The following is a 25,466-nucleotide window of genomic DNA, read 5'->3' as shown; positions in this document are numbered from 1 at the left end:
GACTTGTAGCCTCGGGGCGTGCAGAAGGAACAGGACATCGCGTATCGGCTGATTTTGGCGTCGGCCAGTCCGGCTAGGCGGCAGCTTCTTGCCGCGGCGGGGATTGAAGCCGATGTGATGGTCAGTGGGGTGGACGAGTCGGTTGTCGAGGCCGAGGACGCGTACTCACTCTGTCTTGCCCTGGCCCGTATGAAAGCGCGCACCATCGCCGCCCAGCTCAACGCCGACCCTGGTGTTGTGGTTCTCGGGTGTGACTCTGTTCTTGCCTTCGACGGTGAAGTGTTCGGCAAGCCGGCCAACGCCGAAGAAGCGACCAAACGCTGGCTTCGCATGCGCGGCAAGTCCGGTGTGCTGCACACCGGGCATCATCTGACCAGCCTTGTCAGCGGCAAGCAGGCCGAGGCTGTCGGCACCACCACCGTGCATTTCGCTGACATCAGTGATGCCGAGATTGAGGCCTATGTGGCCAGCGGCGAGCCCCTTCACGTCGCCGGCTCCTTCACCCTCGACGGGCGCGGCGGAGCCTTCGTCGACCGGATCGAAGGGGATCCGGGCAACGTCATCGGGCTGTCCCTGCCCCTGCTCCGCACGCTCCTCGCCGAAATGGGTGTGCCGATCATCGCCCTGTGGAAGCCGGCGACGACAACCGGCTAGCGAACGCTCCGGGCGAACTCCCGCGCCGCCCACGCGACCGCCGCCACCGCCAGCACGGCCATGATGAGCAGGCCCTGCCACACGTCCGCCGAACCCAGATCACCCCGGAACAGGGCCCTCGTGCCGTTCACCGCCCACGAGAACGGGTTCCAGTCCGCGATGCCCTGCAGCCAGCCCGGCGCGAACGTCAACGGCAGCAGGATGCCGCTGAGCAGCAGCACCGGCTGGGCCACCGTGTTCATCAGCGGCGCCAGCGCGTCCTCGCTCTTCACCACCAGCGCCACCCCGTAGCTCACCGCCGAGGTCATCAAGGAGATCAAGGCCAGCATCAGGTACGCCAGCAGCAGGTTGGGCAGAAACACGCGCAGGTCGAAGACGAGCGCGAGCAGCGTGATGATCACGGCTTGGGCGATCAGGGACACCACGTCGCGCAGCGAGCGGCCCAGCAGCAGGGCCAGGCGGCTCACCGGTGTCACCCTCGACCTTTCGATCACGCCGGCGCGCAGTTCGGCGATCAGGCCGAAGCCCTGGAACAGGCCGCCGAAGATGGCCAGCAGGACCAGAAGACCGGGGACGAAGATTTCGTACGCCTCGGCGTTCGAATTCACTTGCAGGGCCGGCTTCAGCAGGGGCGCGAACAGCAGCAGGTACATGACCGGCTGGAAGACGCCCACGAAGATCCAGACCGGGTTGCGCAGGAGTAGCTGCATCTGCCGGTTGAAGATCAGCGATGTGTCGCGCAGCAGCTTCATGTCAGTTCTCCCGCAGCGATCGGCCGGTCTTGGTCAGGAACACGTCGTCGAGGCTGGGCCGGTGCAGCTCGATCGTGCCGAGCGGGACCGACGCGGCGTCGAGGGCGCGCAGGATCTGCGGGATCGCCACGGCGCCGTCCTCCACGTAGAGGCGCACGTTGTCCTCGTACGTCTCCAGCTTGTAGGAGGTCAGGGCCTGCGCCGCGGCCGCCACCGCGTCCACCGGCAGGCCCACCCGGACCACGTCGCCGGAGATCTCCCTCTTCAGGCCGGCCGGCGTGCCCGAGGCGACGATCTCGCCGTTGTCCATGATGGAGATGCGGTCGCAGAGCGCGTCGGCCTCGTCGAGGTAGTGGGTCGTGATGAAGACGGTCATGCCCTCCGCGCGCAGCCGTCGGATCTCGTCCCACATGTGGGCCCGGCTCTGCGGGTCCAGTCCGGTGGTCGGCTCGTCCAGGAAGACGACCTTGGGCTCGTGGATGATGCCGAGCGCGATGTCGACGCGACGTCGCTGGCCGCCCGAATACGTCTTGCACTTGCGGTCGGCGTACTCACTCAATTGGAAGCCCTCGAGCACCCGCTCGGCCCGGCGCAGAGCATCGGCCTTGCCGATGCCGTAAAGCCGGGCCTGCAGCACCAGCTCTTCCCGCGCGGTCGAGTCGTCCCAGGTGCTGCCGCCCTGTGCGACATATCCGATGCGGCGGCGCACCTCGCCGGGGTCGGCCAGCAGGTCGGCGCCGGCGATCGTGGCGGTGCCGCCGTCCGGCTCGATGAGCGTGGCCAGCATTCGCAAGGTGGTGGTCTTGCCGGCCCCGTTCGGGCCGAGGAAGCCGAAGATCTCGCCCTCGGCCACCTCCAGGTCGACGCCGCGGACGGCCTCGACGGTCTTCTTGTCGCGCCCCTGGCGCGAGATGAACGACTTGCGCAACCCGCGAGTCTCTATCATGCGGGCAGCCTACGACGATCAAGTTTTACTAGTCAAACTTGATTATGGGACCAGTCTCCACACGCTTGGCGGTCCGCTCGCACCACGCGATCTCCGCTTCCCAGATGGCGACGCTGCGCTCCCACATCCAGCTCACGTAGATCGGCTTGTTGTCCGCCCAGTCGGCCGACATCGCCGCCTCCAGTTGCTGCACGGCCGCACGAAGCTGGGTCGCCCGGTTCCGCAGGGCAGCCGCCGACTCCTCCGGAGGCAGGGCCGGCAGAAACGAGAAAGCCGCCATGAAGGGGTCGGTCATCTGCGCGAGATTCCACCACTCCTTGCGGAGCAGGGCCTGGAACTCGGCGTCGCCCTTCTCGGTCATTTCGTACGTCGTCCGGGCCGGCCGCGCGCCCACCTGTTCCGTCACCACCTCGCGGAGCAGGCCTTCCTCGGTCATCTTGCGCAGCGCGTGGTAGATCGACCCGGGCTGGACGTTGGCCCATTTGTCGGCGCTCCAGCTCAGAAGCTCGCGGCGGACGTCATAACCGTGCACCGGCTGCATCCACTGGACCAGGCCGAGAATCATCATGCGCGTAGCGGACACCTCTTCAGCATAAAAGTCCGGCTAGGCTCAGCCCGTGCGCAAGGTATTGATCGCCAACCGGGGCGAGATCGCCGTCCGGGTCATCCGGGCCTGTCAGGACGCCGGGCTGACCAGCGTCGCCGTCTACGCCGACAGTGACCGGGACGGATTACCGGCCCGGCTCGCCGACGAGGCGTACGCGCTGGGTGGAGAGACCGCCGCCGATACGTACCTGCGCGTCGACAAGCTGATCGAGATCGCGGGGCGGGCCGGCGCCGACGCCGTGCACCCGGGCTACGGCTTCCTCAGCGAGAACGCCGAGTTCGCCCAGGCGGTGATCGACGCCGGGCTGACCTGGATCGGTCCCACCCCGCAGGCGATCCGCGACCTGGGTGACAAGGTCACGGCCCGGCACATCGCGCAGCGGGCCGGCGCCCCGCTCGTGCCGGGCACGGCCGAGCCGGTGGCCGACGCCGGCGAGATCATCGCGTTCGCCGAGCAGCACGGGCTGCCGGTGGCAATTAAGGCCGCGTTCGGCGGCGGCGGCCGCGGGCTCAAGGTGGCCCGGACGATCGAGGAGATCCCGTCGCTGTTCGAGAGCGCGACCCGCGAGGCGGTGGCCGCGTTCGGGCGCGGCGAGTGCTTCGTCGAGCGCTACCTCGACCGGCCCCGCCACGTGGAGGCGCAGGTGCTGGCCGACACCCACGGCAACGTGATCGTCGTCGGCACCCGGGACTGCTCGCTCCAGCGCCGCCACCAGAAACTGGTCGAGGAGGCGCCGGCGCCGTTCCTGACCGACGAGCAGCGCGCCTCGATCCACTCCAGCGCCAAGGCGATCTGCCGCGAGGCCGGCTATCACGGCGCGGGCACCGTCGAATATCTGGTCGGGCAGGACGGGACGATCTCGTTCCTCGAGGTGAACACGCGGCTCCAGGTCGAGCACCCGGTGAGCGAGGAGACGGCCGGCGTCGATCTCGTGCGTGAGCAATTTCGGATCGCTGATGGCGCCACTTTGGACATTTCTGAAGACCCCACGCCGCGCGGCCACGCCATCGAGTTCCGGATCAACGGCGAGGACCCGGGTCGCAACTTCCTCCCGGCCCCGGGCAAGGTGACGGAGCTGGCCTGGCCGCTCGGGCCCGGCGTCCGGGTCGACGCCGGCGTCGAGAAGGGCAGCGTCGTCGGCGGCAACTTCGACTCGCTGCTAGCGAAGATCATCGTGACCGGGGCGACCCGCGCGGAGGCGCTGGAGCGCTCGCGGCGGGTGCTCGACGAGACCGTGGTCGAGGGCATCGCGACCGTGCTGCCGTTCCACCGGGCCGTCGTGCGCGACCCGGCCTTCACCGGCGAGCCGTTCACCGTGCACACCCGCTGGATCGAGACCGAGTGGGCCGGCGGCGTCGAGCCGTTCACCACCCCGGCCGTGGGCGACGAGCCGCAGGAGCGCGAGACCGTCGTCGTCGAGGTCGGCGGCAAGCGGATCGAGGTCCGGCTGCCTTCCCAGCTCCTGACGAGCCGGCCGGCGCAGAAGGCGGCGCCCGCCAAGAAACGCGCCACCAAAGCGGCCACTCAGGCCGGGGGAGCCGCCCTGACCGCGCCCATGCAGGGAACGATCGTCAAGGTCGCGGTGGCCGACGGCGACACGGTCTCCGAGGGCGATGTGATCGTCGTGGTCGAGGCCATGAAGATGGAGCAGCCCTTGCAGGCGCACAAGGCGGGCACGGTGTCGGGCTTGTCCCTGGCCGTCGGCGAGACGGTCACCGCCGGTGCGGTCGTCTGCACCATCGACTGACCCCGCCGGTCATGGCGAAAGCGAGCTATCACCACGGTGACCTGCGGCGGGCGCTGCTGCGGGCGGCGGCCGAGGCGATCACGGAGAACGGGATCGCCTCGCTGAGCATGCGCGATCTGGCGCGGCGGGCCGGTGTCTCGCACACCGCGCCCACCCACCATTTCGGCGACATGACCGGCCTGCTCACCGCCTTCGCCGTGCAGGGATACGAGGAGCTGGGCAAGGCGCTGTCCACGTCGTGGCTGGCCAGCGGCAGCTTCGTCGAGCTCGGGGTCACCTACGTCCGCTTCGCGACGACCAGGAGCGCCCACTTCGAGGTGATGTTCCGCCCCGACCTCTACCGCGCGGACGATCCCGATCTGGTCAAGGCCCGGGCCCGCTCGGCCGACACGCTCTACGCGGGCGTGGCCGGCCTGCCGGACGGCACCCTGCACCAGGGCGAAAGGGCACAAAGAGCTTCCGAGGGTACGGCCGAGGCGGCCCCGCCGGAGGTGCGGGCGGCCGGGAGGGCCGCGTGGTCGATGGCGCACGGTTTCGCCACGCTGTGGCTGACCGGGGCCTTCCCTGACCGGGGCGAGGACCCGGAGGCGGTCGCCCGGCTGATGTTCCGGCAGCTCAACGAGCGGTCGTGATGGCAGCTCAACGAGCGGTCGTGATCCAGTAGCGGAGTTTCTCGCCGATCGGCGCGTCGGCCACGCCGCCGTTGCGCTCGATCGTGCGCCGGGACGCCTCGTTGCCGGCATCGCAGGTGACCAGCACCCTGGGCAGGCCGAGCGACGCGGCCAGGGGCAGCGCGGCAGCCAGCATCGCGGTCGCGTGGCCCTGGCGGCGGGCCGACGGGCGTACGTCATATCCGATATGCCCGTTGCGCTGACCGGCCTCCCCCGGCGCCAGGCGCTGGCGGATGTTCAGGCGGCCCAGGTAGTCGGCGCCCTCGACCCACCAGAGCACGGTGGTGGGCACGAACGAGGCCGGGCGGGGCGTCTCCTCGAGCGCCTGCGCGCGCAGCCCGTCGACGAAGGTGCGGAAGACCTCCGGCGATGACCAGGTGGCCGACCAGACCCGCATGTCGCTGCCGATGTTGCTGAAGTCGCCCGGCGCGCCCCGGCCCTCCGCCTCGTACTCGGCCATGGCCTCCAGAAAGGACTTCTGGACGTCGTACACGGGTGGGGCGAGAACGGGCATCCGCTCAGGCTAGACAAAAAGGCCGGGCGAAAGGGGGCGGGCCGCCGGTACGGGACCTACCGACGGCCCGCCGGCCGGCACACCGAGAACGGGGGACCCGGCGTTCCGGCCACCTCACGGTACGCCCGAGGGGGCCGCGCGGAAAACTTGCCTGGTGACAAATAGGACAAGACGTGGTGGCGGGCGGAAAAACCGCGAGCGCTCGGGAGATCGAGACAATACCGTGTCAGGCATCACCGCCGACCGGCCCTGATCAGGAGCATCCTGAAACACAGCCCATTCTCAGGTGCCTCCACGGACAATCCCCGAGAGGCCCCTAACACCCCGTGAGGTAAAGGACCCATGACGGAACTGTTGACCATGATGGCAACACCGGCGTGGGCGTACCTTGCTCTCTTCGGCTTCCTCGCGGTCGACGCGATGATTCCGGTGGTCCCGATCCAGGCGATCATGATCACATCCGGGGCGCTCACTGTCTACGGCAATCTCAATCTCGCCCTCGTGATCGCCATCGGCGCGCTCGGCATGTTCACCGGCGACTCGATCGCCTTCACGCTGGGCCGGTCGAGCGTCCTGGGCCGGCCGAGCGGCGGCCTCGGCTCGGGCCGTCTGGCCGCGCTGCGCGCCCGCTACGGGCCCAAGCACGACGACGAGGCGAAAGAGGAGTCGAAGACCCGGCGGGCGGCCGAGCGCTTCACCCGGGGCCTGCGCCGGCCCGGCCCGCTCGTGCTTCTGCTCTGCCGTTTCGTGCCCGGGGGCCGGATGGCGGCCGGGTTCCACGCCGGCCGCCGGGGCTACCCGATCAAGCTGTTCATCCTCTACGACGGCCTGGCCGCGCTGGCCTGGGGCACGTACGGCGGGCTGGTCGGCCACGTCGGCGGCACGGCCCTCACCCAGTCGGCCTGGCGCCTGTTCGCGGTCGCCGCCTCGGCCGCCCTGGTCTTCGGCACGGCCGGCTGGATCCTCGCCCTGTTCGGCGGCCGCAAGGAAGCCGAAGAGGCGGCCATGCTTCAGGCGGCCGCCGAGAAGGGCAAGGACGACTTCACTGCAGCTCGTGAAGCATCAGCTGACGTGCCGCTTCCGCAATCGAGCCCGACAGCGACGGGTAGATAGTGATCGTGTGGGCCAGCTGGTCCACGGTCAGGTTGTTCTCCACCGCCATGGTGATCGGCAGGATCAGCTCGCTCGCCTTGGGCGCCACCACCACGCCGCCGACGATCTGACCGGTGGCCGGCCGGCAGAACAGCTTGACGAAACCGTCGGTCAGGTCGGCCATCTTGGCCCGGGCGTTGCCGGTCAGCGGCAGCATCACCTGCCGGGCCGGCACCCGGCCGGCGTCCACGTCGTTCTGGCTGACGCCGACGGTGGCCAGCTCGGGGTCGGTGAAGGCGTTGGCCGAGACGGTGCGCAGGCGCAGCGGGGCGACCGCCTCGCCCATCGCGTGCCATATCGCGATGCGCCCCTGCATGGCGGCCACGCTGGCCAGCGCGAGCACGCCGGTGCAGTCGCCGGCCGCGTAGACGCCGGGCACGTTGGTGCGCGACACCCGGTCGACGGTCACGTAGCCACCGTCGCCGACCTGGACCCCGTACTCCTCAAGCCCTAGATCCGCGGTGTTGGGGATCGCGCCGACCGCGATGAGCGCGTGCGACCCCTCGACGATGCTGCCGTCACCCAGCGTGACCTTGACGCCGTCCCCGGTGTTCTCGACCGAGCGACCGCGGGCCTGGCTGAGAATGGTCATGCCGCGCTCGCGGAAGACCCGCTCGATCGCCATCGCGGCGTCGGCGTCCTCGTGCGGCATGACCCGCTCGCGGCTGGAGACCAGCGTGACCTTGACGCCCATGGCCAGGTAGGCGCTGGCGAACTCGGCGCCGGTCACACCGGAGCCGATGACGATCAGGTGTGAGGGCAGCTCGGTCAGGTCGTAGAGCTGACGCCAGTCGAGGATGCGCTCCCCGTCGGGCCGGGCCGTGGGCAGCACCCGAGGGGTGGCGCCGGTGGCCAGCAGCACGGTGGTGGCGTCAACGGCGTATTCGGAACCGTCATGCGGGGTGATCAGCACCTGGTGGGTGTGGCCGAGGGTGTCCTCACCCAGGCGCGCCCGGCCGTGCACCACGTCGACACCCGCCTTGACCAGCTTGGCCTGGATGTCGCCGGACTGGGCCAGCGCCAGCTTCTTGACCCGCTCGTTGACCGCGGCCGCGTCGACCGTCACCCCGTCCAGGCCGGCCGAACGGATGCCGAAACGCTCGTTGTGCCGGTAGCCCGTCATCACCTCTGAGCTGGCGATGAAGGTCTTGGACGGCACACAGTCGGTGAGGACGCAGGCGCCGCCCGGACCGTCCGCCTCGACGAGGGTGACGTCCGCGTCGAGCTGGGCCGCCACCAACGCGGCCTCGTACCCGCCCGGTCCCCCACCGATGATCACGATCCGACTCACGACGCTTCCCTTCACGTTGCCAATGTGCCGACACGCACTCCTTGTATTCTCCACCACCGCCCGATCGGGCTATCGTCATCGCCGTGCGTCATTACGCCGCGTATGGCTCGAACCTCGACCCCGCCCGCATGCGGGCCTACTGTCCGCACTCGCCCATGGTGGGCGTGGGGTGGATAGAAGGCTGGCGCCTGACCTTCGCCGGTGAGGGGGAATTGGGCTGGGAGGGCGCGGTCACCACGATCGTCGAGTCCCCCGGCGACCGCGTCTTCGTCTCGCTCTACGACGTCCACCCCTGGGACGCCGCTCAGCTCGACGAGGTCGAGGGGGTGACCGCCGAGGCGTACCAGAAGGTCACCGTGCGTGTCTCGACGCTCGAGGGCGAGTTCAGCGCGTGGGTCTACGTCTTCGCCGGTTACGAGGGCGGCCTGCCCACCGCGTGGTATCTCTCGGAGATCGCCAACGCGGCCGAGAAGGCCGGAGCCCCGGACGACTACGTGCAGGAGCTGCGGCAGCGGCCCACCGGGACGCCGCCGCCGGAGCCTAAATGAACTTCTGGTAGACGTTCGCCTCGTACAGCGGCTTCATGCCGACGGCGAGATAGAGGCGCGCGGCCTCGGTCGGGTTGGCCAGGTCGACGCCCAGGCCCGCCTTGGCATAACCCTTGCGCGCGTAGACGGCGAAGGCATGGCGCAGCAGCGTCTCGCCAAGACCGCGTTTGCGGTACGAGGAGAGCACGCCCAGCCTTTTCACCCAGCCCTCGTCGTTCGCGTCGCCGCTGTCGGCCGACGACTCCAGCGCGCCCACGACCCGGCCGTCGATCTCGGCCACGAACCACTCGTCGTACACGTGCACGGGCTCCTCGTCGAGGAGCTTGCGCCACGCCTCGTAATCGGCCGTGCGGTGGTCGGAGTCGAGGAACGCCTGCTGGATGACCTCGTGCACGGCGCGCATGTCGGCGTCGTCATCGGGCCGCACCAGGCGGACGGTGACGCCCTCGGGCGGCTCGGGCGCCGTGTGCGGCACGCCGTCGAGCGGCATCTGCATGCGGGCGTGCTGCTTGAGGAACGTGAAGCCGTGGTCGAGCAGGGCCTGGATGTAGGGCTCCTCGGTGGGCACGGCGCCGGCCCGCACCTCATACGGGCTGTGGCCGAACTCGACCGCCCGCTCGGCCGCCCGGGCCAGGATGATCTCGAGCAGCGGCACCATGGCCGGCCGGCCGAGCTCGGGCCAGACGTAGACCTCGACGAAGTCACGGTTGATCGCGGCCGCGTTCACCGGGAAGGCCCAGCCGACGATCTTGCCCGTGGGGTCGAGCGCCAGCCAGACGTCGCGCGCCATGTCGGTGTTCGGCTCGGTGAGCGACTCCCGGACCTCCTCGGCGCTGAAGTCGGGATAGCCGATGGCGGCGATGTCGCTGGCGTGCACCAGCTCGAGGATCGCGGGCACGTCGTCGAGGGTGGGCCGGCGCAGGCTCCAGCCGTCGGGAAGCTCGGTCATCGGAGCATCCGACCACGAAGCGCCCGGGCCGGGCCATCGAATTACGTCACGGGGCCAGGCGGTGCCGCAGCGACTCCAGCAGGCCGATGAGCTCGACCCGCTCGGTGAGGTCGAGCGACGCGTAGGCCTGGCCGGCCATCGCGTCGGCGGCCGAGTCGGCCCACATGAGCCGGCGCACGATCGGCCCGGCCGGCGGGTAGGGCGGTTGCCAGCCGAACGCGACGGCGCCGGTCTCACCCTCGGGCCCGGCGATGATCGCCTGCAAGGGGGTGAGCCCGCTGGCCCGCACGGCCACCAGGTGCACGCCGAGCCGGTGCTCGTGCAGCAGATGCAGCAGGACCGCGGCCTGGGCGCCGGCGCTCTGCTCGGGCACCGGCATGGCCCGCCAGGCGGCGAACAGCGGCAGCCCGGCGTAGTCGACAGCGGCCACCACCCGGTGGGTCAGCTCGTGCAGCCGCCCGAGCCGGGGGAAGCCGCCGAGCTGCTCGGCGCCCCACGTGCAGAGCTCGTGCAGATGCCAGGTGGCCACCTCCATCGGGGCCGAGGTCTTGGCGGTCGCCTCCCAGCCGTCGATGACGGCCTCGGGCGCGATGAAGCCGATGGCCGCGGCGACGGTCTCCGGGCGGACGTCGCCGAGCGCGCCGGCGCGCGCCGAGACGTGATAGGCCCAGCCGGAAAGGCCGAGCAGGCGGGCCCGGCGAAGTGTCTGCGGCGACTCGGCAAAGGCGCCCACGATGGTGGCGAGTCCCGTTTTGGCAGTGGCGGCAGCCTGTTCGGGGGTCACCCGCCCGATTCTGCTCTCCTCGGACCGTTTCGGAAAATAATCTTCCCGCTTGGGGCGGCAAACCAGATCAATCCGACTCGTCCGCTTCAAGATCCTCCAGTGCCGCCTGAACGTCGCCGACCTCGCGCCGGGCCGCCGCGGCGGCTCGCTCGGCGTCGCGACGAGCCTGCTTGCGGCGGGCCACCTCGGCCTGCGCTTCGGTACGCCGGCGTTCCAGTTCCGCCAGCTCGGCGTCCAGATCCTCCACGACGTGACCAGCGTCACGTTCGGCGCCCTCGGCCTTCTCCAGCTGCTCGTCGGCCCGGCGCTCGGCCGACTGGGCCGTGCTCAACCGGCGGCGCAGCTCCCGCTTGCGCTGCTCCAGCTCGCGCTTGTGCTGCTCCTGCTCCCGACGCCGACGCTCGGCGGCGGCCCGCTCGCGCGACGAGGTCTGAGGCAGCTCGATGACCTCGGCACCGTCGTCGTCGTGCTCATCCTCACTCTCGTCGCCGATGTCCGACTTATCGGGGATGTCGCCGACGAGCCGGAGCCTCGGACGGGGCACCTCGCCGAAACCGGCGTAGGTGGCGGCCCTGATCAAACGGCCGGTGCGGACCTGAGCGGCGATCTCCGGCTCGGCCATGGCCGCGGTCAGCGTCGCCTCCACCTCGGCCAGCGGCAGCTTGAGGCCCGGCTCCTCGGCCCGGGCCAGCTTGCCGGCCGCGGCGACCAGCGCCGACACGACCTGCCGGCGCTGCGCGGTCAGCTCACGCAGCGCGTCGCCGTCCAGGCCGCGCTGGGCCTCGCGCAGGGCGCCGGCCAGGTCGGCCAGCTCCTCGACCAGCTCCGGGCGGCGCAGCGCGAGCAGGTTGACCACCCACGCGGCCACCGTCGGCTTCTTGAGCGCGGCCAGCCGCTTGGCGGTGGCCCTGTCCCCGGCCTTGCGGGCGTCCTCGATCGCGGCCGTGCGGGCCGCGACGAAGCCCTCCGGCGGCGCCTCGTACAGCCGCTGGATCAGTTCCTCGGTGGCGGTGCCCATTCAGTCGATGACCGTGCCGGGCGCGACGTGCGCCCACGTCGTGCCGGACAGCCTCTCGGAGAGCCCGCCGTAGATCTTCAGGCCGTTAGCGTTGAGCAGGCCGTCGTGCAGCGCGTACGCCCGTCCGGGCCGGACCGCCCGGATGAAGTCGATCGACTCCATCGCCCTCATCCACGGAGCATTGATCGGCGCGAACAGCGTGTCCACCGTCGTGTCCTCCGGCACGGTGAACGAGTCACCCGGGTGGTAGAGGTTGGTGCTCCCGTCGGCGACCAGATAGGCCAGGTTGGCGATCCGCGGGATGTCCTGGTGGATCACCGCGTGCTGCCCGCCGTGCGCCGAGACCTGATATCCGGCCACCTCCAGGCGCTGACCCGGCTCGACCGCAACGGTCTCGCCCTGATAGCTCGTCAGTGTGGCGAGCACGTCGGGGTGGGCGTAGATCCGCGGGACCGGCGCGATGGTCTCGTGATCGACGTGGTCGGGATGCTCGTGGGTGATCAGCACCGCGTCGGCGCCGTCGACCGCGGAGCGCTCACTGAAGTTGCCCGGGTCGATGACGAGGACACCCTCGCCCTCGACGCGAAGGCAGGAATGCCCGAACTTGGTGATGCGCATGGGACCCTCCGTCGCCGCCGATTCGTGACCAGTCTGCCGGAACCATGAACGCTGTGCCGCACGTCCCAAACCCACATCTCTAGCGGGGACAGGGAGAAACACCATGCGTGCGATCCGTAACCGAAAGACATATCTCGCGGCGACCATTCTGATCACCGGCCTCCTGGTCGCCGGATGCAGCGCCGATTCCAGCGACTCCCAGAACACCAGCGGCGCCGCCGAGGCGCCGGCCATGGCGCCCGACCAGGCGCAGAACGAGAAAGGCGCACCGGCCCAGGGCAAGGACACCACAGCGCAGGCGCCCGACCTGCGCGTCGAGCAGCGCTCGATCATTTACCGAGGATCTCTTTCGGTACGGGTGAAGGACGTCAACGCCGCGGCCGGGCAGGCCACCGGCATCGCGAACACGGCCGGCGGCTTCGTCGGCGGCGACAACCGCACGAGCGGCTCCGGCGCCGGCAGCGCCACCCTGGAGCTGCGCGTCCCGGCCGACAAGTTCGGCACGGTCGTCGACCAGCTGGCCAAGCTGGGCGACGAGGAGCAGCGCCAGATCAACACCGAGGACGTCACCGAGGCGGTGGTCGACCTGGACGCCCGGATCGCCGTGCAGCAGGCCCGGGTCGACAGCGGCCGCAAGCTGCTCGGCCAGGCCAAGTCGCTGGACGACCTGGTCATGCTCGAGCGCGAGGTGGCCACCCGCGAGTCCGATCTCGCCTCGTTGCAGGCCAAGAAGCGCAACCTGGCCGACCTGACCGCGCTCTCCACGATCACCGTCACCTATCTCGACCCGGACGCCGACCCGGTGGCCGGGGACAGCGACGACCCGCCGGGCTTCCTGGCCGGGCTCGGCGCCGGGTGGGACGCGCTGCTGGCCTCGCTCAAGGTGTTGCTGACCGTGCTCGGCGCGCTGCTGCCGTGGGTGATCGCCATCGGCCTGCCGGCGTGGGCGGCGCTCCACCTGATCCGCCGGTTGCGGCGGTCCCGTCCGGCGCCGGCGTTGCCGCCGGCGCCGCAGGACTAGCCGGCGCCGAGGGCTAGAAGGCGCCGGTGGCCAGGGCGGCCAGCGCGGTGTGGGTCATGACCCGGATGCCGTAGCCGATGCAGTTCTCGTCCACGTCGAAGTCGCCCTGGTGCAGGTCGTGCTTCTCGTCCGAGCCGGGGCGGGCGGTGCCGAGCCGGATCATCGCGCCCGGCACGTGGTCGAGGTAGAACGCGAAGTCCTCGCCGCCCATGCTGATCTCGGCCTCGACCACCCGGTCGGCGCCGAGAGCGGCGCCGGCCGCCCCGGCGATCACGGCCGACGCCATCCGGTCGTTGATCACCGGCGGGACGCCGCGGTGATATCCCACCTCGACGTGGGCGCCGGTCGGCGCGACCACGTCCTGGATCAGCTTGGTGATCAGCTCGGGGGCCTGGCGCCAGGCGTCGCGGTTGAGGATGCGCACGGTGCCGCGGGCCTCGCCCACGCCGGGGATGGCGTTGGGCGCCTCGCCCGCGTGCACCGCGCCCCACACCATGGAGACGCCGGCCCGCGGGTCGACGCGGCGTCCCAGAAGCGACGGCACGTCGACGATGATCCGGCCGAGCGCGTGCACCAGGTCGGCCGTGAGGTGCGGACGGGCGGTGTGCCCGCCGGGGCCTGTGACCTTGACGTCGATCATGTCGGCGGCCGCCGTGAACGGGCCCGAGCGCACGCCGACCAGGCCGGCCGGCAGCTGCGGGTAGCAGTGCAGCGCGTAGATCGCGGCGACGTCCTTGAGGGCGCCGGCGGCGATCACGTGGGGCGCGCCCGAGGGCACCGACTCCTCGGCCGGCTGGAAGATCAGCCGGACCCGGCCCGGGAGCTGGCCGCGCTCGTCGAGCTGGGCCAGGGCCAGGCCGAGGCCGAGCATGACCGTGGTGTGCACGTCGTGGCCGCAGGCGTGGGCCACGTTGGGCACGGTCGAGCGGTACGGCACGTCCTTGAGGTCCTGCAACGGCAGCGCGTCGAGGTCGGCCCGGAAGGCGATCACCCGGTCACCCCGGCCGATGTCGCAGATGACGCCGTTGCGGTCGGGCAGCAGCTGCGGCGAGAGGCCGGCCACGGCCAGCTCGCGGGCGACCAGGGCCGCGGTCTCGAACTCGCGATAGGAGGGTTCGGGGTGCGCGTGGATGTGCCGTCGAATCGCTACGAGCTCCGCGCCACGGGAGGCGAGCCAGCGGTCGAGCTGGCCGGGCAGGGGCTCGGCACCGGGCAACGGCCCGGGCCACTCCGTCTGGGCCCCTTCGGGCTCCGTCAGAGCAGTAGTCACGTCGGCTTCCGTATCAAGAGAAGTTTTGTCGGGTTTTCGCGACGCGCGCCAGCTTAGACCGTTTTAGGTAACACTGTGCAACGCCATTTCCCGCACACGCCTACAACCGGTTACGGACCGTTGAGGTGACGCGGTTCAACGGCCGTCCCGGATCACGGGAACCGCGCCGTCAAAAGCGCTCGACAGGGTGGTAGACCCCCCACACGCCGCGCAAGGTGTGGCATACCTCGCCCACTGTGGCACGAAGACGCAACGCCTCTTTCATCAACGGTAGGACGTTCTCATTCCCACCGGCGGCCTTCGCCAAATCCGCCAGGGCTGTCTCGACCGCCACACTGTCGCGGTCGGCGCGCAGCGCGGCCAGCCGGGCCACTTGAGCCGCCTCGATCGCCGGGTCGACGCGCAGCGGCTCGTAGCGCTCCTCGGTCTCGGCGGCGAACCGGTTGACGCCCACCACCACGCGCTCACCGCTGTCGATCTCGTTGGCGATGCGGTAGGCCGAGGTCTCGATCTCCTGTTTCTGGAAGCCCTGCTCGATCGCGTCCACCGCCGACCCGTACGAGAAGACCCGCTCGATCAGCGCGGTGGCCTCCTTTTCCACCTCGTCGGTCAGGGCCTCGATCGCGTACGAGCCGGCGAACGGGTCGACCGTACCGGTCAGGCCGCTCTCGAAGGCCAGGACCTGCTGGGTGCGCAGGGCGAGCCGGGCCGATTTCTCGGTGGGCAGGGCGATGGCCTCGTCGTACGCGTTGGTGTGCAGCGACTGGGTGCCGCCGGCGACCGCGCCCAGCGCCTGGATCGCCACCCGCACGAGGTTGACCTCGGGCTGCTGGGCGGTGAGCTGCACGCCGGCGGTCTGCGTGTGGAATCGCAGCATCAGCGATTTCGGATCTTGGGCGCCGAACTCGTCGCGCATGACGCGGGCCCACATGCGGCGCGCGGCCCGGAACTTGGCGATCTCCTCGAGCAGCGTGGTGCGGGCGACGAAGAAGAACGACAGCCGGGGCGCGAAATCGTCGACGGCCAGGCCGGCGGCGAGCGCCGCCCGGACGTACTCCATGCCGTTGGCCAGAGTGAAAGCGATCTCCTGAGCGGGCGACGCCCCGGCCTCGGCCATGTGATAGCCGGAGATCGAGATCGTGTTCCACTTCGGGATCTCTTTACGGCAGTACGCGAAAGTGTCGGCCACCAGGCGCAACGACGGTTTCGGCGGGAAAATGTACGTGCCCCGGGCGATGTACTCCTTGAGGATGTCGTTCTGGATCGTGCCCTGCAGGGCCGTGCCGGGAACGCCCTGCTCCTCGGCGACCAGTTGATAAAGGAGCAGCAGCACCGAGCCCGGCGCGTTGATCGTCATCGAGGTCGAGACCTTGTCGAGCGGGATCTCGTGGAAGAGCCGCCGCATGTCGTCGATGGAGTCGATGGCCACGCCGACCTTGCCGACCTCGCCGTGCGCGATCGGCTCGTCCGAGTCGTAGCCCATCTGTGTGGGCAGGTCGAAGGCCACCGACAGGCCCATCGTGCCGGCCGCGAGCAGCTGGTGGTAGCGCGCGTTGGACTCGGCCGCGGTGCCGAAGCCCGCGTACTGCCGCATGGTCCAGGGGCGCTTGGTGTACATCGTGGGATAGACACCCCTCGTGTACGGGAACTCGCCCGGCTCGCCGATCGAAGCGTCCGGCGAAACGTCGCCCGGACGGTAAACCGGCTTGATCTCGAATCCCGACTCCGCGTTCACACCGGTGATCCTAAGGCTTCGTTCAATCCGATCGAGTGAGGACTTTTGCACTCAGCGTCCGAATCCGTCCACCGAATGCGATTCCCCCGTCACCTACCGTCGAGTTCAGGTAAACACGAGCCCCGTGACTTTCAATTCGGGGGGCGGAACCGGCAAGATGGCGTGGTTGGTCGACGGCCCCTAGACCCCCTCGGTGGCATCCTCAGTGACTCAGATTCCGACGTGGAGCGGCGGTAACACGGCTCCCACCAGCGGACGCGCAGCCCCGGGCACGCTCATCGGCGGACGGTACACACTCCGTGCCGCGGTGGGCCACGGTGGCATGGGCACGGTCTGGCGCGCGGCGGACACGCTGCTGCGCCGCGACGTGGCGATCAAGGAGGTCATCCTCCCGCCCGGCCTGGCCCCCAGCGACCGCGACGCGATGTACGAGCGGACCATGCGCGAGGCGCGCGCGGCCGCGGCCCTCCAGCACCCGGCGGTCGTGCAGGTCTACGACGTCGTGCACGAGAACGGCCGCCCGTGGATCGTGATGGAGCTGCTCGAGGCGCGCAGCCTGGCCGACATGGTGATCGAGGACGGGCCCGTCGCGACCCGCGTCGTCGCCAAGATCGGCATCGCGCTGCTGGGTGCCCTCGAGGTGGCGCACGCGCACGGCGTGCTGCACCGCGACGTCAAGCCGGCCAACGTGCTGATCTGCTCCGACGGCCGCTGCGTGCTGACCGACTTCGGCGTCGCCCGCATGCCCACCGACGTGCAGCTGACCACGCCCGGCATGGTGCTCGGCTCGCCGCACTTCATCTCGCCCGAGCGGGCCATGGGCAGCGAGTTCGGGCCACCGAGCGACCTGTTCTCGCTGGGCGTCACGCTCTACACAGCGGTCGAGGGCCGTCCCCCGTTCGACAAGGGCGACCCGATCGAGACCATGCACGCGGTGGTCGAGGACCCGCCGGCCCCGGCCGTGCGGGCCGGTTCGCTCACCCCGGTGCTGATGGGCCTGCTCGAGAAGGACCCGGCCCGGCGGATGGACGTGCAGACCGCCCGGACGATGCTGCGCCAGCAGCTGGCCGGCCCGCTGGCCAGCAAGAGCCCGCCGCACATGATGACCGACCCCTACTCGGTCGTCCCCTCGCCGCGCCCGCCGGCCGCACCGGCCGAGACCCAGCCGATCCCGCCGCAGCCGAGCGGCCAGATCGGCGGCCGGGCCATGCTCGCGCCGGGCGCCTCGCTCACCGACCACCTGGCCAAGCTCCAGCAGGAGAACGGCGCCGCCGCTCGCCGGGGCGCGCCGGGCGACCTGCCGCCGACCGGCGCCATGATGTCCCCTCCGCCGATGCCGACCGGCGACACCACCAGCGTGCTGCCGCCCCGCGAGGCCTGGAACGGCGCCCGCGCGGCCCGTGACCCGATGGCCGGCGGCACCGTCGTGCAGAGCCCGGCGGCCAAGCGCAAGGCGATGATCAACAACGCCGTCGGCACCGCCCGCCAGGCGACCGACCGCGCGGTCACCACGGTCAAGGGCTGGCCGCGCCAGAAACAGCTGATCGCCGGCGGCGGTGCCCTCGGCGTCGTGCTCCTGCTGGTCCTGGTCTTCTCGCTGACCGGCGGTGGTGGCGACGACAAGACACCGGTTGCCGCCCCGCCCTCGGCGGTGGAGAACGTCGCACCGACGTTCGCCACGCAGCCGTACAAGGAGCGCGGCATCAGCGTGCTCGTGCCCGCCGGCTGGACCCGCAAGGCGGCCGGCAGCTGGGTCGACTACGCCGACCCGCAGGACGCCAAGCGCAAGGTCCGCATCCTGATCGAGAAATCGAAGGGCACGCCGACCTCCTTCCTGGGCGTCGCCGAGAGCAACCTCAAGAAGGGCACGACGTCCTGCACGACGCCGTACAGCCGGGTCGGCCTGACCGCGACCAAGATCGCCGGTCGCGACGGCGCGGTGCTGGAGTACAAGTGCGGCAGCGGCGCCGAGGGCCGGCACGGCCTCTGGGGCGCGGTGATCTCCGGCGGCAAGGCGTACTCGTTCTACCTGACCACCAAGGAATCGCAGTTCGCCGCGAGCAAGCCGATCTTCGACCAGATGATCAAGTCGTACGCCCTGGGCGCCGCCTGACGTTCCCGTCTCGTGCTATCAAACTCAGATGGCACCTGACGACGAACTGCGTTCCCTCGCGGAAACCTGGCTGGCGGACGACCCCGACCCGGCCACCCGCGCCGAGCTGACCCGGCTGATCGACGGCCTGCCCGGCACCGCCGCCGAGCTGAGCGACCGGTTCGCCGGCCCGCTCACCTTCGGCACCGCCGGGCTGCGCGGGCGCCTGCGGGCCGGTCCGAACGGGATGAACCTCGCGGTCGTCACCCGGGCCGCGGCCGGCCTGGTCACCTGGCTGGCCGCGCAGGGCGGCGAAGGGCCGCTGGTGATCGGGTACGACGCGCGGCACGGCTCCCGCGAGTTCGCCGAGCAGACCGCCCGCGTCGCCACCGGGGCCGGGCGGGAGGCGCTGCTGCTGCCCGGGACCCTGCCGACGCCGGTCCTGGCGTACACGGTGCGGGCTCTGGACGCGGTGGCCGGGGTGATGGTGACCGCGAGCCACAACCCGCCCCAGGACAACGGCTACAAGGTCTATCTCGGGCGCGGGCTGGGCGGTCCGGCCGGCGACGGCGCGCAAATCGTCCCGCCCGCCGACGCCGGCATCGAGGCGGCCATCCGGGCCGTCGGATCCCTGTCCGAGGTTGCGCTGGGCGATCCGGGCACGCTGATCGAAGACAAGATCATTGAGGGGTACGCCCGGAGCGCCGCCGCCACCCTCAGCGAGGGCGGCCCCCGGGACCTCGCGATCGCGTACACCCCGATGCACGGTGTCGGGGGCAGCACTCTGCAGGCGGCCTTCGCGGCGGCCGGCTTCCCGGACCTCGCGGTCGTCGCCGAGCAGGCCGAACCCGACCCGGAGTTCCCGACCGTCGCCTTCCCCAACCCGGAGGAGCCGGGCGCGATGGACCTGCTTCTCGCGCTGGCCCAGGGCACCGGGGCCGACCTGGCCATCGCCAACGACCCGGACGCCGACCGGTGCGCGGTGGCCGTCCCGACGGCCGAGGGCGGGTGGCGGCCGCTGCGGGGCGACGAGCTGGGCGTACTGCTCGGCGACTACCTCATCCGGCGGGGCGTTCCCGGGACGTACGCGACAACGATCGTCTCCTCGCAGTTGCTCGGCCGTCTCTGCGAGGCCCGGGGCGTGCCGTACGCGGAGACGCTGACCGGCTTCAAATGGATCGTGCGGGCCGCGGAGGACCTGGCCTACGGCTACGAGGAGGCGCTCGGCTACTGCGTCGCCCCGTCGCTCGTGCGCGACAAGGACGGCATCACGGCCGCCCTGACGGTGGCCGAGCTGGCGGCCGGGCTCAAGGCCGAGGGGCGCACGCTGGCCGACCGGCTCGACGAGCTGGCCGCCGAGTTCGGGGTGCACGCGACCGACCAGCTCTCGATCCGGGTCGACGACCTGGCCGAGATCGGGGTGGCGATGCGGCGGGCCCGCAGCGCCCCGCCGGCGACGCTGCTCGGCGCCCCGGTCGTCACGTCCGACGACACCGCCAACAACGTGCTCACGTTCCGCACCGGGTCGGCGCGCGCGGTCATCCGCCCGTCGGGCACGGAGCCCAAGCTCAAGGCGTACCTCGAAGTGGTCGAACCGACCGGCGAGGGTGACCTGACCGCGGCCCGCACCCGCGCGGCGTCGTCCCTGGTCACGTTGCGGCAGGAGATCGCCGCCGCGCTCGGGGTCTGAGATCTCGCCGGGCGCGCCACGTCACGCGCGCCCGGCGTCACCCGTCATGCCGGCTTGGGAGCGCCGAGAGCGGCCGTGATGGCCCGGCCCAGCGTCGCCACCACGAGGGCGACGGACGGGCGGACGATCGAGTCCTCCAGGTTGGCGCTGCCCGAGAAGCCGGCGCCGGCGGCGATCTGCTCGAGACGCTCGTGCGCCCGGGCCGACTCCTCGGCGGGCAGGCGCAGGGCCGGCTCCATGCGGGTCGCCACGAGCAGCGTGGCCAGCGCCGCGGTCCGCTCGTCGGTCGGCCCGTCGCTGGTCAGCGCCTTGGCCAGCCGGGACCGGATCTCGGCCTCGAAGGCCGGGTCGGTCGTCGGGTAGCGGTGCACGTGGATGAATCCCTGCTGGGTCTCGTCCACGTCCTGGACGACGCCGCGGGCGCACAGGTCCTCGAGCACCCGGGTCCGCAGGCGGTGCCGCAGCCGCTGGAGCCACTGGGCCGGGGTGTGCGGCTCGTCCTCGGCGGCCTTGGCGAGGACGGCGTCGGCGATCGGGTCGCCGATCGGCCGGTTGTCGATGACTTTGAGGTATCCGTCGACGTACGCGACACGTCCCGCCAAGGCGAGATCGACCAGCACAGCCGCGGCCATGCCGAGGTCGAGCCCGATACGGGATCCGGTCGCCTTGCCGGTCTGGTCGTCGTACGCGAGGAGTAGCAGTTCCTCGGCGAGCGCGATGGAGGTCATGGCTCGAAACGATAGTGTCCCCAGTCACGCAGACCGATCGCCAGGACGGTTATATCCCGGTTGCTTCCTTATAGAGTCGCGGCCGTGCAGGCAATCATCGCAACGCTGGGTTACGTGCTGTCACCGTCATCCGATCAGGTCCTCATGATCCGTCGTGACACCCGCCCGGACGACATCCACTACGGCAAGTACAACGGCCTCGGCGGCAAGCTTTCACCCGACGAGGACGTGGTGACCGGCATGCGCCGCGAGATCAAGGAAGAGGCCGGGATCTCGGCCGACCGCGTCGATCTCGCCGGCACGATCTCGTGGCCCGGCTTCGGCCGCAACGGCGAGAACTGGTTCGGCTTCCTCTTCCGCATTCCAGAGTGGAGCGGCACTCCCCTTTCGTCGAACGAGGAGGGAAGCCTGCACTGGGTACCGGTTTCCGACGTTTTATCGGGCAAGGTCCCGATGTGGGAGTCCGACCGCCACTTCCTCCCTCTGGTCTTCGCCGCCTCCCCCACCGTCTTCCACGGCGTCATGCCCTTCGCGAACGGCCGCGCCACAAGCTGGTCGTACACCTGACCTCGAACCGCAACCAAAGTCGCACTTCGCCCGCAAATGAGTTGAGCCCGGTTTTCCAACGCCGCACACCCCGCGGCGTCGGAAAACCGGGCTCAACTCATTTGCCCCAAAGGGCGAAGTGCCCGCCGAGCGAAGCGAGGCCAGCCAGCTCAGCAGCGCGACCCGCCCAGCCCAGCCCTCGCCCTAAAACCGGCGCATCCCCCCGAACTGCCGATCCCCCGCATCCCCCAGCCCCGGAACGATGTACTTCTTCTCATTCAACCCTTGATCAATAGACGCCGTAACCAGCCGCAACGGCAGCCCCGACTCCTCCAGGGCAGCGACCCCCTCAGGCGCCGCCAGCACGCAGCAGATGATCACGTCGGTGCACCCGCGGTCGACCAGCAGCCGGCAGCAGTGCAGCAGCGACCCACCGGTGGCCAACATCGGGTCGAGCACCAGCACAGGCTGGCCGGAGAGGTCGCCCGGCAGCGACTCCATGTACGCCCGCGGCTCGTAGGTCTTCTCGTCGCGGGCCAGGCCCACGAAGCCCATCGACGACTCGGGCAGCAGCGCCAGCGCCGAGTCGGCCATGCCGAGGCCGGCGCGCAGCACCGGGACGATCAGCGGCGGGTTGGCCAGCCGGGTGCCCTCGGTGGGCGCGACCGGCGTGCTGATCGGGTACTGCTCGGTGGCGAAGGAGCGGGCCGCCTCGTACACGACCATGGTGGTCAACTCGTGCAGAGAGGCCCGGAACACGCCGGAGTCGGTGTCCGCGTTCCGCATCGCGGTGAGCCTGGTCTGGGCGAGCGGGTGATCTACAACGAGTACGTCCACGGGGCACAACCTACCGGTCATTCAAGATCAACTGTCGGAGGGCCGCGTAGAATCGTTTTCATGACTGCGACAGCGACGTCAAGGCTGTCCGGCCTGCCCGATTCCGCCTCTGATCTCCGGACTTTCCTGCACGGACTGCCCGGCGTCGACAAGGTGGGCGTCGAGGCCAGGGCGGCGGCGCTCGGCACCCGATCGGTGAAGACGACCGCCAAGGCCCAAGCCATCGACCTGGCCATCCGCATGGTCGACCTGACCACCCTCGAGGGCGCGGACACCCCGGGCAAGGTGCGGGCCCTCTCGGCCAAGGCCCTGCGGCCCGACCCCTCCGACCCGACATGTCCCCCGGTGGCCGCCGTCTGCGTCTACCCGGCCATGGTCCCGTTCGCGGCCGAGGTGCTGGCCGGCTCCGGCGTCCACCTGGCCAGCGTGGCCACCGCCTTCCCGTCCGGCCAGGCGCCGCTCGACGTCAAGCTGGCCGACACGCGCGACGCGGTGGCGGCCGGTGCCGACGAGATCGACATGGTGATCAGCCGGGGCGCGTTCCTGGCCGGCGACTACGGCAAGGTCTTCGACGAGATCGTCGCGGTCAAGGAGGCGTGCGGTTCCGCCCACCTCAAGGTCATCCTCGAGACCGGCGAGCTGGCGACGTACGACAACGTGCGCCGCGCCTCCTGGCTGGCCATGCTGGCCGGGGCCGACTTCATCAAGACCTCGACCGGCAAGGTCCCGGTCGCGGCCACCCTGCCGGTCACGCTGATCATGCTCGAGGCGGTGCGCGACTTCCGCGAGCGCCACGGGCGCCAGGTCGGCGTCAAGCCCGCGGGCGGCATCCGTACGACCAAAGACGCCATCAAATATCTCGTGATGATCAACGAGACCGTCGGCGACGACTGGCTCGACCCCGACTGGTTCCGCTTCGGCGCCTCCTCGCTGCTCAACGACCTGCTGATGCAGCGGACCAAGCTCACCACCGGCCACTACGCCGGTCCGGACTACTTCACCCTGGACTGAGGCCGATGTTCGAATACGCTCCCGCTCCCGAGTCCCGCTCGGTCGTCACGATCGCCCCGTCCTACGGGCTGTTCATCGACGGCGAGTTCGGCGAGGCCAAGGACACCTTCAAGACGATCAACCCGGCCGACGAGGAGGTCCTCTCCGAGGTCGCCCTGGCCGGCCCGGAAGATGTCGACCGGGCGGTCGCCGCCGCCCGCCGCGCCTTCGAGGGCTGGTCCACGCTGCCCGGCTCCGAGCGCGCCAAATACCTGTTCCGCATCGCGCGGATCATCCAGGAGCGCTCCCGCGAGCTCGCCGTGCTCGAGTCCCTCGACAACGGCAAGCCGATCAAGGAGTCGCGCGACGTCGACCTGCCGCTGGTCGCCGCGCACTTCTTCTATTACGCGGGCTGGGCCGACAAGCTGAAATACGCCGGCTTCGGCCCCGACCCGCGCCCGCTCGGCGTGGCCGGCCAGGTCATCCCGTGGAACTTCCCGCTGATGATGCTGGCCTGGAAGATCGCCCCGGCGCTGGCCACCGGCAACACCGTGGTGCTCAAGCCGGCCGAGACGACCCCGCTCTCCGCGCTCTTCTTCGCCGACATCTGCCGCCAGGCGGAGCTGCCGCCGGGCGTGGTCAACATCGTCACCGGCGCCGGCGACACCGGCCGCTACCTGGTCGAGCACCCCGACGTCAACAAGGTCGCCTTCACCGGCTCGACCGAGGTCGGCCGGGCCATCGCCCGCTCGGTGGCCGGCACCGGCAAGAAGCTCACGCTCGAGCTCGGTGGCAAGGCGGCCAACATCGTTTTCGACGACGCCCCGATCGACCAGGCCGTCGAGGGCATCGTCAACGGCATCTTCTTCAACCAGGGTCACGTGTGCTGCGCGGGCTCGCGGCTGCTGGTGCAGGAGTCGATCGCCGAGGAGCTGCTCGCCTCGCTCAAGCGCCGCATGTCCACGCTGCGCGTCGGCGACCCGCTCGACAAGAACACCGACGTCGGCGCCATCAACTCCGCGGCCCAGCTCGCCCGGATTACCGAATTGTCGGAAATTGGCGCCACCGAGGGCGCCGAGCGCTGGTCGCCGGAGTGTCCGCTGCCCGACCGGGGCTTCTGGTTCGCGCCGACGATCTTCACCGGCGTCACCCAGGCCCACCGGATCGCCCGCGAGGAGATCTTCGGACCGGTGCTGTCGGTGCTGACCTTCCGCACCCCGGCCGAGGCGATCGAAAAGGCCAACAACACGCCGTACGGTCTGTCGGCCGGCGTCTGGAGCGAGAAGGGCTCCCGGATCCTGGCCGTGGCCGACAAGCTGCGGGCCGGCGTGGTCTGGGCCAACACGTTCAACAAGTTCGACCCCACGTCGCCGTTCGGCGGCTACAAGGAATCGGGGTACGGCCGCGAGGGCGGTCGTCACGGCCTGGAGGCGTACCTTGCCTGAGTCATCGGTGCGCCTCTCCGTGCGCAAGACCTACAAGCTGTACGTGGGCGGGAAGTTCCCGCGCAGCGAATCAGGACGGACCTATCTGGTGGACGGCGACAACGTCTCCCTCGCCTCCCGCAAGGACGCCCGCGACGCGGTGGTGGCCGCCCGGGCCGCGCAGCCCAAATGGGCCGGCGCCACGGCGTACAACCGAGGTCAGGTCCTTTATCGCGTCGCCGAGATGCTCGAGGCACGCCGGGCCGAGTTCAAGGCCCTGGGTGTCAAGGGCTCCGAGGTGGACGCCGCGGTCGACCGCTGGGTCTGGTACGCGGGCTGGTCCGACAAGATCGCTCAGGTCGCGGGCGGCGCCAACCCGGTGGCCGGGCCGTTCTTCAACATCTCGGCCCCCGAGCCGACCGGCGTCGTGGCCGTGGTCGCCCCGCCGTCGCTGATCGGCCTGGTCAGCGTGATCGCGCCGGCCGTCGTCACCGGCAACACGGTCGTGGTCGTCGCGGGCAACCCACAGGCCGCCGTCACCCTGGCCGAGGTCTTCGCCACCTCCGACGTCCCCGGCGGAGTGGTGAACGTCCTGACCGGACACGCCGCCGAGATCGCGCCCTGGCTCGCCTCGCACGACGACGTCAACGCGATCGACCTCTCCGGCGTGGACGACGGCGACCTGGCGACCGAGCTCGAGCGGGCCGCCGCCGGCACCCTCAAGAGGGTGCTGCGTCCTTCTTCCGCGCCCGACTGGACGGCCGACCCGGGAGTGGGCCCGATGACCGCTCTGCTCGAGACCAAGACGGTGTGGCACCCGAAAGGTTTCTGATCGTTTTCAAACGGTCAAAGCAGAACTATGGGGGACGGTCAGCCCGCGCC

Annotated in this window: 25 protein-coding genes; 12 read left to right on the top strand and 13 right to left on the bottom strand. The window is 70.5% G+C overall.

Features of this window, described 5'->3' with window-relative positions; genetic code table 11:
* Positions 1-18 precede the first annotated feature (18 nt).
* Positions 19-654 carry a Maf family protein gene (locus CRP55_RS03105; protein WP_245922754.1) on the top strand — a complete coding sequence of 212 codons (636 nt, stop codon included), beginning with the start codon at positions 19-21 and terminating at the stop codon, positions 652-654.
* Here the strand turns inward: CRP55_RS03105 and CRP55_RS03100 are convergent.
* From CRP55_RS03100 to CRP55_RS03090, 3 genes are read right to left on the bottom strand one after another with little or no spacing between them, the layout of a single operon-like run.
* On the bottom strand, positions 651-1,406 hold the full coding sequence (locus tag CRP55_RS03100; RefSeq protein WP_097317888.1) for an ABC transporter permease: 756 nt from the start codon (positions 1,404-1,406) through the stop codon (positions 651-653). The two genes, CRP55_RS03105 and CRP55_RS03100, sit on opposite strands and share 4 nt — an antisense overlap.
* 1 nt (position 1,407) lies before the next feature.
* The gene (locus CRP55_RS03095; RefSeq protein ID WP_097317887.1) at positions 1,408-2,352 is read right to left on the bottom strand and encodes an ATP-binding cassette domain-containing protein; all 945 of its coding nucleotides are present in this window, start codon (positions 2,350-2,352) and stop codon (positions 1,408-1,410) included.
* Between the two features lie 28 nt (positions 2,353-2,380).
* A complete protein-coding gene (locus CRP55_RS03090; protein WP_342751511.1) occupies positions 2,381-2,935 on the bottom strand; it encodes a PadR family transcriptional regulator in 555 nt (184 codons plus the stop codon).
* 34 nt (positions 2,936-2,969) lie between these two features.
* Between CRP55_RS03090 and CRP55_RS03085 the strand changes: the two genes are divergently transcribed.
* Both CRP55_RS03085 and CRP55_RS03080 read left to right on the top strand, forming a co-directional pair.
* Positions 2,970-4,706 (top strand): acetyl/propionyl/methylcrotonyl-CoA carboxylase subunit alpha, encoded by a 1,737-nt coding sequence (locus tag CRP55_RS03085; protein ID WP_097317885.1) that lies wholly within the window; start codon positions 2,970-2,972, stop codon positions 4,704-4,706.
* 11 nt (positions 4,707-4,717) lie between these two features.
* Positions 4,718-5,338 carry a TetR/AcrR family transcriptional regulator gene (locus CRP55_RS03080; protein WP_097317884.1) on the top strand — a complete coding sequence of 207 codons (621 nt, stop codon included), beginning with the start codon at positions 4,718-4,720 and terminating at the stop codon, positions 5,336-5,338.
* 7 nt (positions 5,339-5,345) lie between these two features.
* Here the strand turns inward: CRP55_RS03080 and CRP55_RS03075 are convergent, their stop codons facing one another.
* Positions 5,346-5,891 (bottom strand): GNAT family N-acetyltransferase, encoded by a 546-nt coding sequence (locus CRP55_RS03075; RefSeq protein ID WP_097317883.1) that lies wholly within the window; start codon positions 5,889-5,891, stop codon positions 5,346-5,348.
* A gap of 342 nt (positions 5,892-6,233) precedes the next feature.
* Between CRP55_RS03075 and CRP55_RS03070 the strand changes: the two genes are divergently transcribed.
* Entirely contained in the window at positions 6,234-7,004 is a 771-nt protein-coding gene (locus CRP55_RS03070) for a DedA family protein (protein WP_097317882.1), read from the top strand.
* Here the strand turns inward: CRP55_RS03070 and CRP55_RS03065 are convergent.
* On the bottom strand, positions 6,934-8,334 hold the full coding sequence (locus tag CRP55_RS03065; protein ID WP_097318711.1) for an NAD(P)H-quinone dehydrogenase: 1,401 nt from the start codon (positions 8,332-8,334) through the stop codon (positions 6,934-6,936). The two genes, CRP55_RS03070 and CRP55_RS03065, sit on opposite strands and share 71 nt — an antisense overlap.
* Positions 8,335-8,417: 83 nt before the next feature.
* Here CRP55_RS03065 and CRP55_RS03060 point away from each other — a divergent pair, with 83 nt between their 5' ends.
* A complete protein-coding gene (locus CRP55_RS03060) occupies positions 8,418-8,882 on the top strand; it encodes a gamma-glutamylcyclotransferase family protein (RefSeq protein ID WP_097317881.1) in 465 nt (154 codons plus the stop codon).
* On the opposite strand, the gene CRP55_RS03055 is transcribed toward CRP55_RS03060, so the two are convergent.
* From CRP55_RS03055 to CRP55_RS03040, 4 genes are all read right to left on the bottom strand, one after another.
* Positions 8,875-9,831, bottom strand: coding sequence for a GNAT family N-acetyltransferase (locus CRP55_RS03055; RefSeq protein ID WP_097317880.1), 957 nt, complete (start codon positions 9,829-9,831; stop codon positions 8,875-8,877). The genes CRP55_RS03060 and CRP55_RS03055 overlap by 8 nt on opposite strands.
* A gap of 46 nt (positions 9,832-9,877) precedes the next feature.
* Positions 9,878-10,615 (bottom strand): SCO6745 family protein, encoded by a 738-nt coding sequence (locus CRP55_RS03050; RefSeq protein ID WP_097317879.1) that lies wholly within the window; start codon positions 10,613-10,615, stop codon positions 9,878-9,880.
* 67 nt (positions 10,616-10,682) lie between these two features.
* The gene (locus CRP55_RS03045; RefSeq protein WP_097317878.1) at positions 10,683-11,633 is read right to left on the bottom strand and encodes a hypothetical protein; all 951 of its coding nucleotides are present in this window, start codon (positions 11,631-11,633) and stop codon (positions 10,683-10,685) included.
* Complete coding sequence (locus tag CRP55_RS03040; protein WP_097317877.1) at positions 11,634-12,251, bottom strand: MBL fold metallo-hydrolase; 618 nt, start codon at positions 12,249-12,251, stop codon at positions 11,634-11,636.
* A gap of 103 nt (positions 12,252-12,354) precedes the next feature.
* Between CRP55_RS03040 and CRP55_RS03035 the strand changes: the two genes are divergently transcribed.
* Positions 12,355-13,272, top strand: coding sequence for a DUF4349 domain-containing protein (locus CRP55_RS03035; protein ID WP_097317876.1), 918 nt, complete (start codon positions 12,355-12,357; stop codon positions 13,270-13,272).
* Positions 13,273-13,285: 13 nt separating this feature from the next.
* Here CRP55_RS03035 and CRP55_RS03030 read toward each other — a convergent pair whose 3' ends face one another.
* Both CRP55_RS03030 and CRP55_RS03025 read right to left on the bottom strand, forming a co-directional pair.
* On the bottom strand, positions 13,286-14,542 hold the full coding sequence (locus CRP55_RS03030; RefSeq protein WP_097317875.1) for an amidohydrolase: 1,257 nt from the start codon (positions 14,540-14,542) through the stop codon (positions 13,286-13,288).
* Between the two features lie 169 nt (positions 14,543-14,711).
* On the bottom strand, positions 14,712-16,277 hold the full coding sequence (locus tag CRP55_RS03025) for an acyl-CoA mutase large subunit family protein (RefSeq protein ID WP_097317874.1): 1,566 nt from the start codon (positions 16,275-16,277) through the stop codon (positions 14,712-14,714).
* Positions 16,278-16,482: 205 nt separating this feature from the next.
* Here CRP55_RS03025 and CRP55_RS03020 point away from each other — a divergent pair, with 205 nt between their 5' ends.
* Both CRP55_RS03020 and CRP55_RS03015 read left to right on the top strand, forming a co-directional pair.
* Entirely contained in the window at positions 16,483-18,390 is a 1,908-nt protein-coding gene (locus tag CRP55_RS03020; RefSeq protein ID WP_097317873.1) for a serine/threonine-protein kinase, read from the top strand.
* 28 nt (positions 18,391-18,418) lie between these two features.
* A complete protein-coding gene (locus tag CRP55_RS03015; RefSeq protein ID WP_097317872.1) occupies positions 18,419-20,059 on the top strand; it encodes a phospho-sugar mutase in 1,641 nt (546 codons plus the stop codon).
* Between the two features lie 44 nt (positions 20,060-20,103).
* On the opposite strand, the gene CRP55_RS03010 is transcribed toward CRP55_RS03015, so the two are convergent.
* Complete coding sequence (locus CRP55_RS03010) at positions 20,104-20,787, bottom strand: GOLPH3/VPS74 family protein (RefSeq protein WP_097317871.1); 684 nt, start codon at positions 20,785-20,787, stop codon at positions 20,104-20,106.
* 84 nt (positions 20,788-20,871) lie between these two features.
* Here CRP55_RS03010 and CRP55_RS03005 point away from each other — a divergent pair, with 84 nt between their 5' ends.
* Positions 20,872-21,354: an NUDIX hydrolase gene (locus CRP55_RS03005; protein ID WP_097317870.1), complete on the top strand. Its 483-nt coding sequence runs from the start codon at positions 20,872-20,874 to the stop codon at positions 21,352-21,354.
* A 183-nt stretch (positions 21,355-21,537) separates the two neighbouring features.
* Here CRP55_RS03005 and upp read toward each other — a convergent pair whose 3' ends face one another.
* Positions 21,538-22,170: a uracil phosphoribosyltransferase gene (gene upp, locus CRP55_RS03000; RefSeq protein WP_097318710.1), complete on the bottom strand. Its 633-nt coding sequence runs from the start codon at positions 22,168-22,170 to the stop codon at positions 21,538-21,540.
* Positions 22,171-22,230: 60 nt separating this feature from the next.
* Between upp and deoC the strand changes: the two genes are divergently transcribed.
* The 3 genes from deoC to CRP55_RS02985 are packed head-to-tail and all read left to right on the top strand — an operon-like array spanning position 22,231 to position 25,416.
* A complete protein-coding gene (gene deoC / locus CRP55_RS02995; RefSeq protein ID WP_097317869.1) occupies positions 22,231-23,181 on the top strand; it encodes a deoxyribose-phosphate aldolase in 951 nt (316 codons plus the stop codon).
* Positions 23,182-23,186: 5 nt separating this feature from the next.
* A complete protein-coding gene (locus CRP55_RS02990; RefSeq protein WP_097317868.1) occupies positions 23,187-24,605 on the top strand; it encodes an aldehyde dehydrogenase family protein in 1,419 nt (472 codons plus the stop codon).
* Entirely contained in the window at positions 24,598-25,416 is an 819-nt protein-coding gene (locus tag CRP55_RS02985) for an aldehyde dehydrogenase family protein (RefSeq protein ID WP_097317867.1), read from the top strand. The genes CRP55_RS02990 and CRP55_RS02985 overlap by 8 nt, the downstream gene beginning before the upstream one ends.
* Positions 25,417-25,466 lie beyond the last annotated feature (50 nt).

The organism is Paractinoplanes atraurantiacus, from assembly GCF_900215205.1.
Classification (GTDB): Bacteria; Actinomycetota; Actinomycetes; order Mycobacteriales; family Micromonosporaceae; genus Actinoplanes; species Actinoplanes atraurantiacus.
This window is presented reverse-complemented; position numbering and strand designations above follow the sequence as displayed.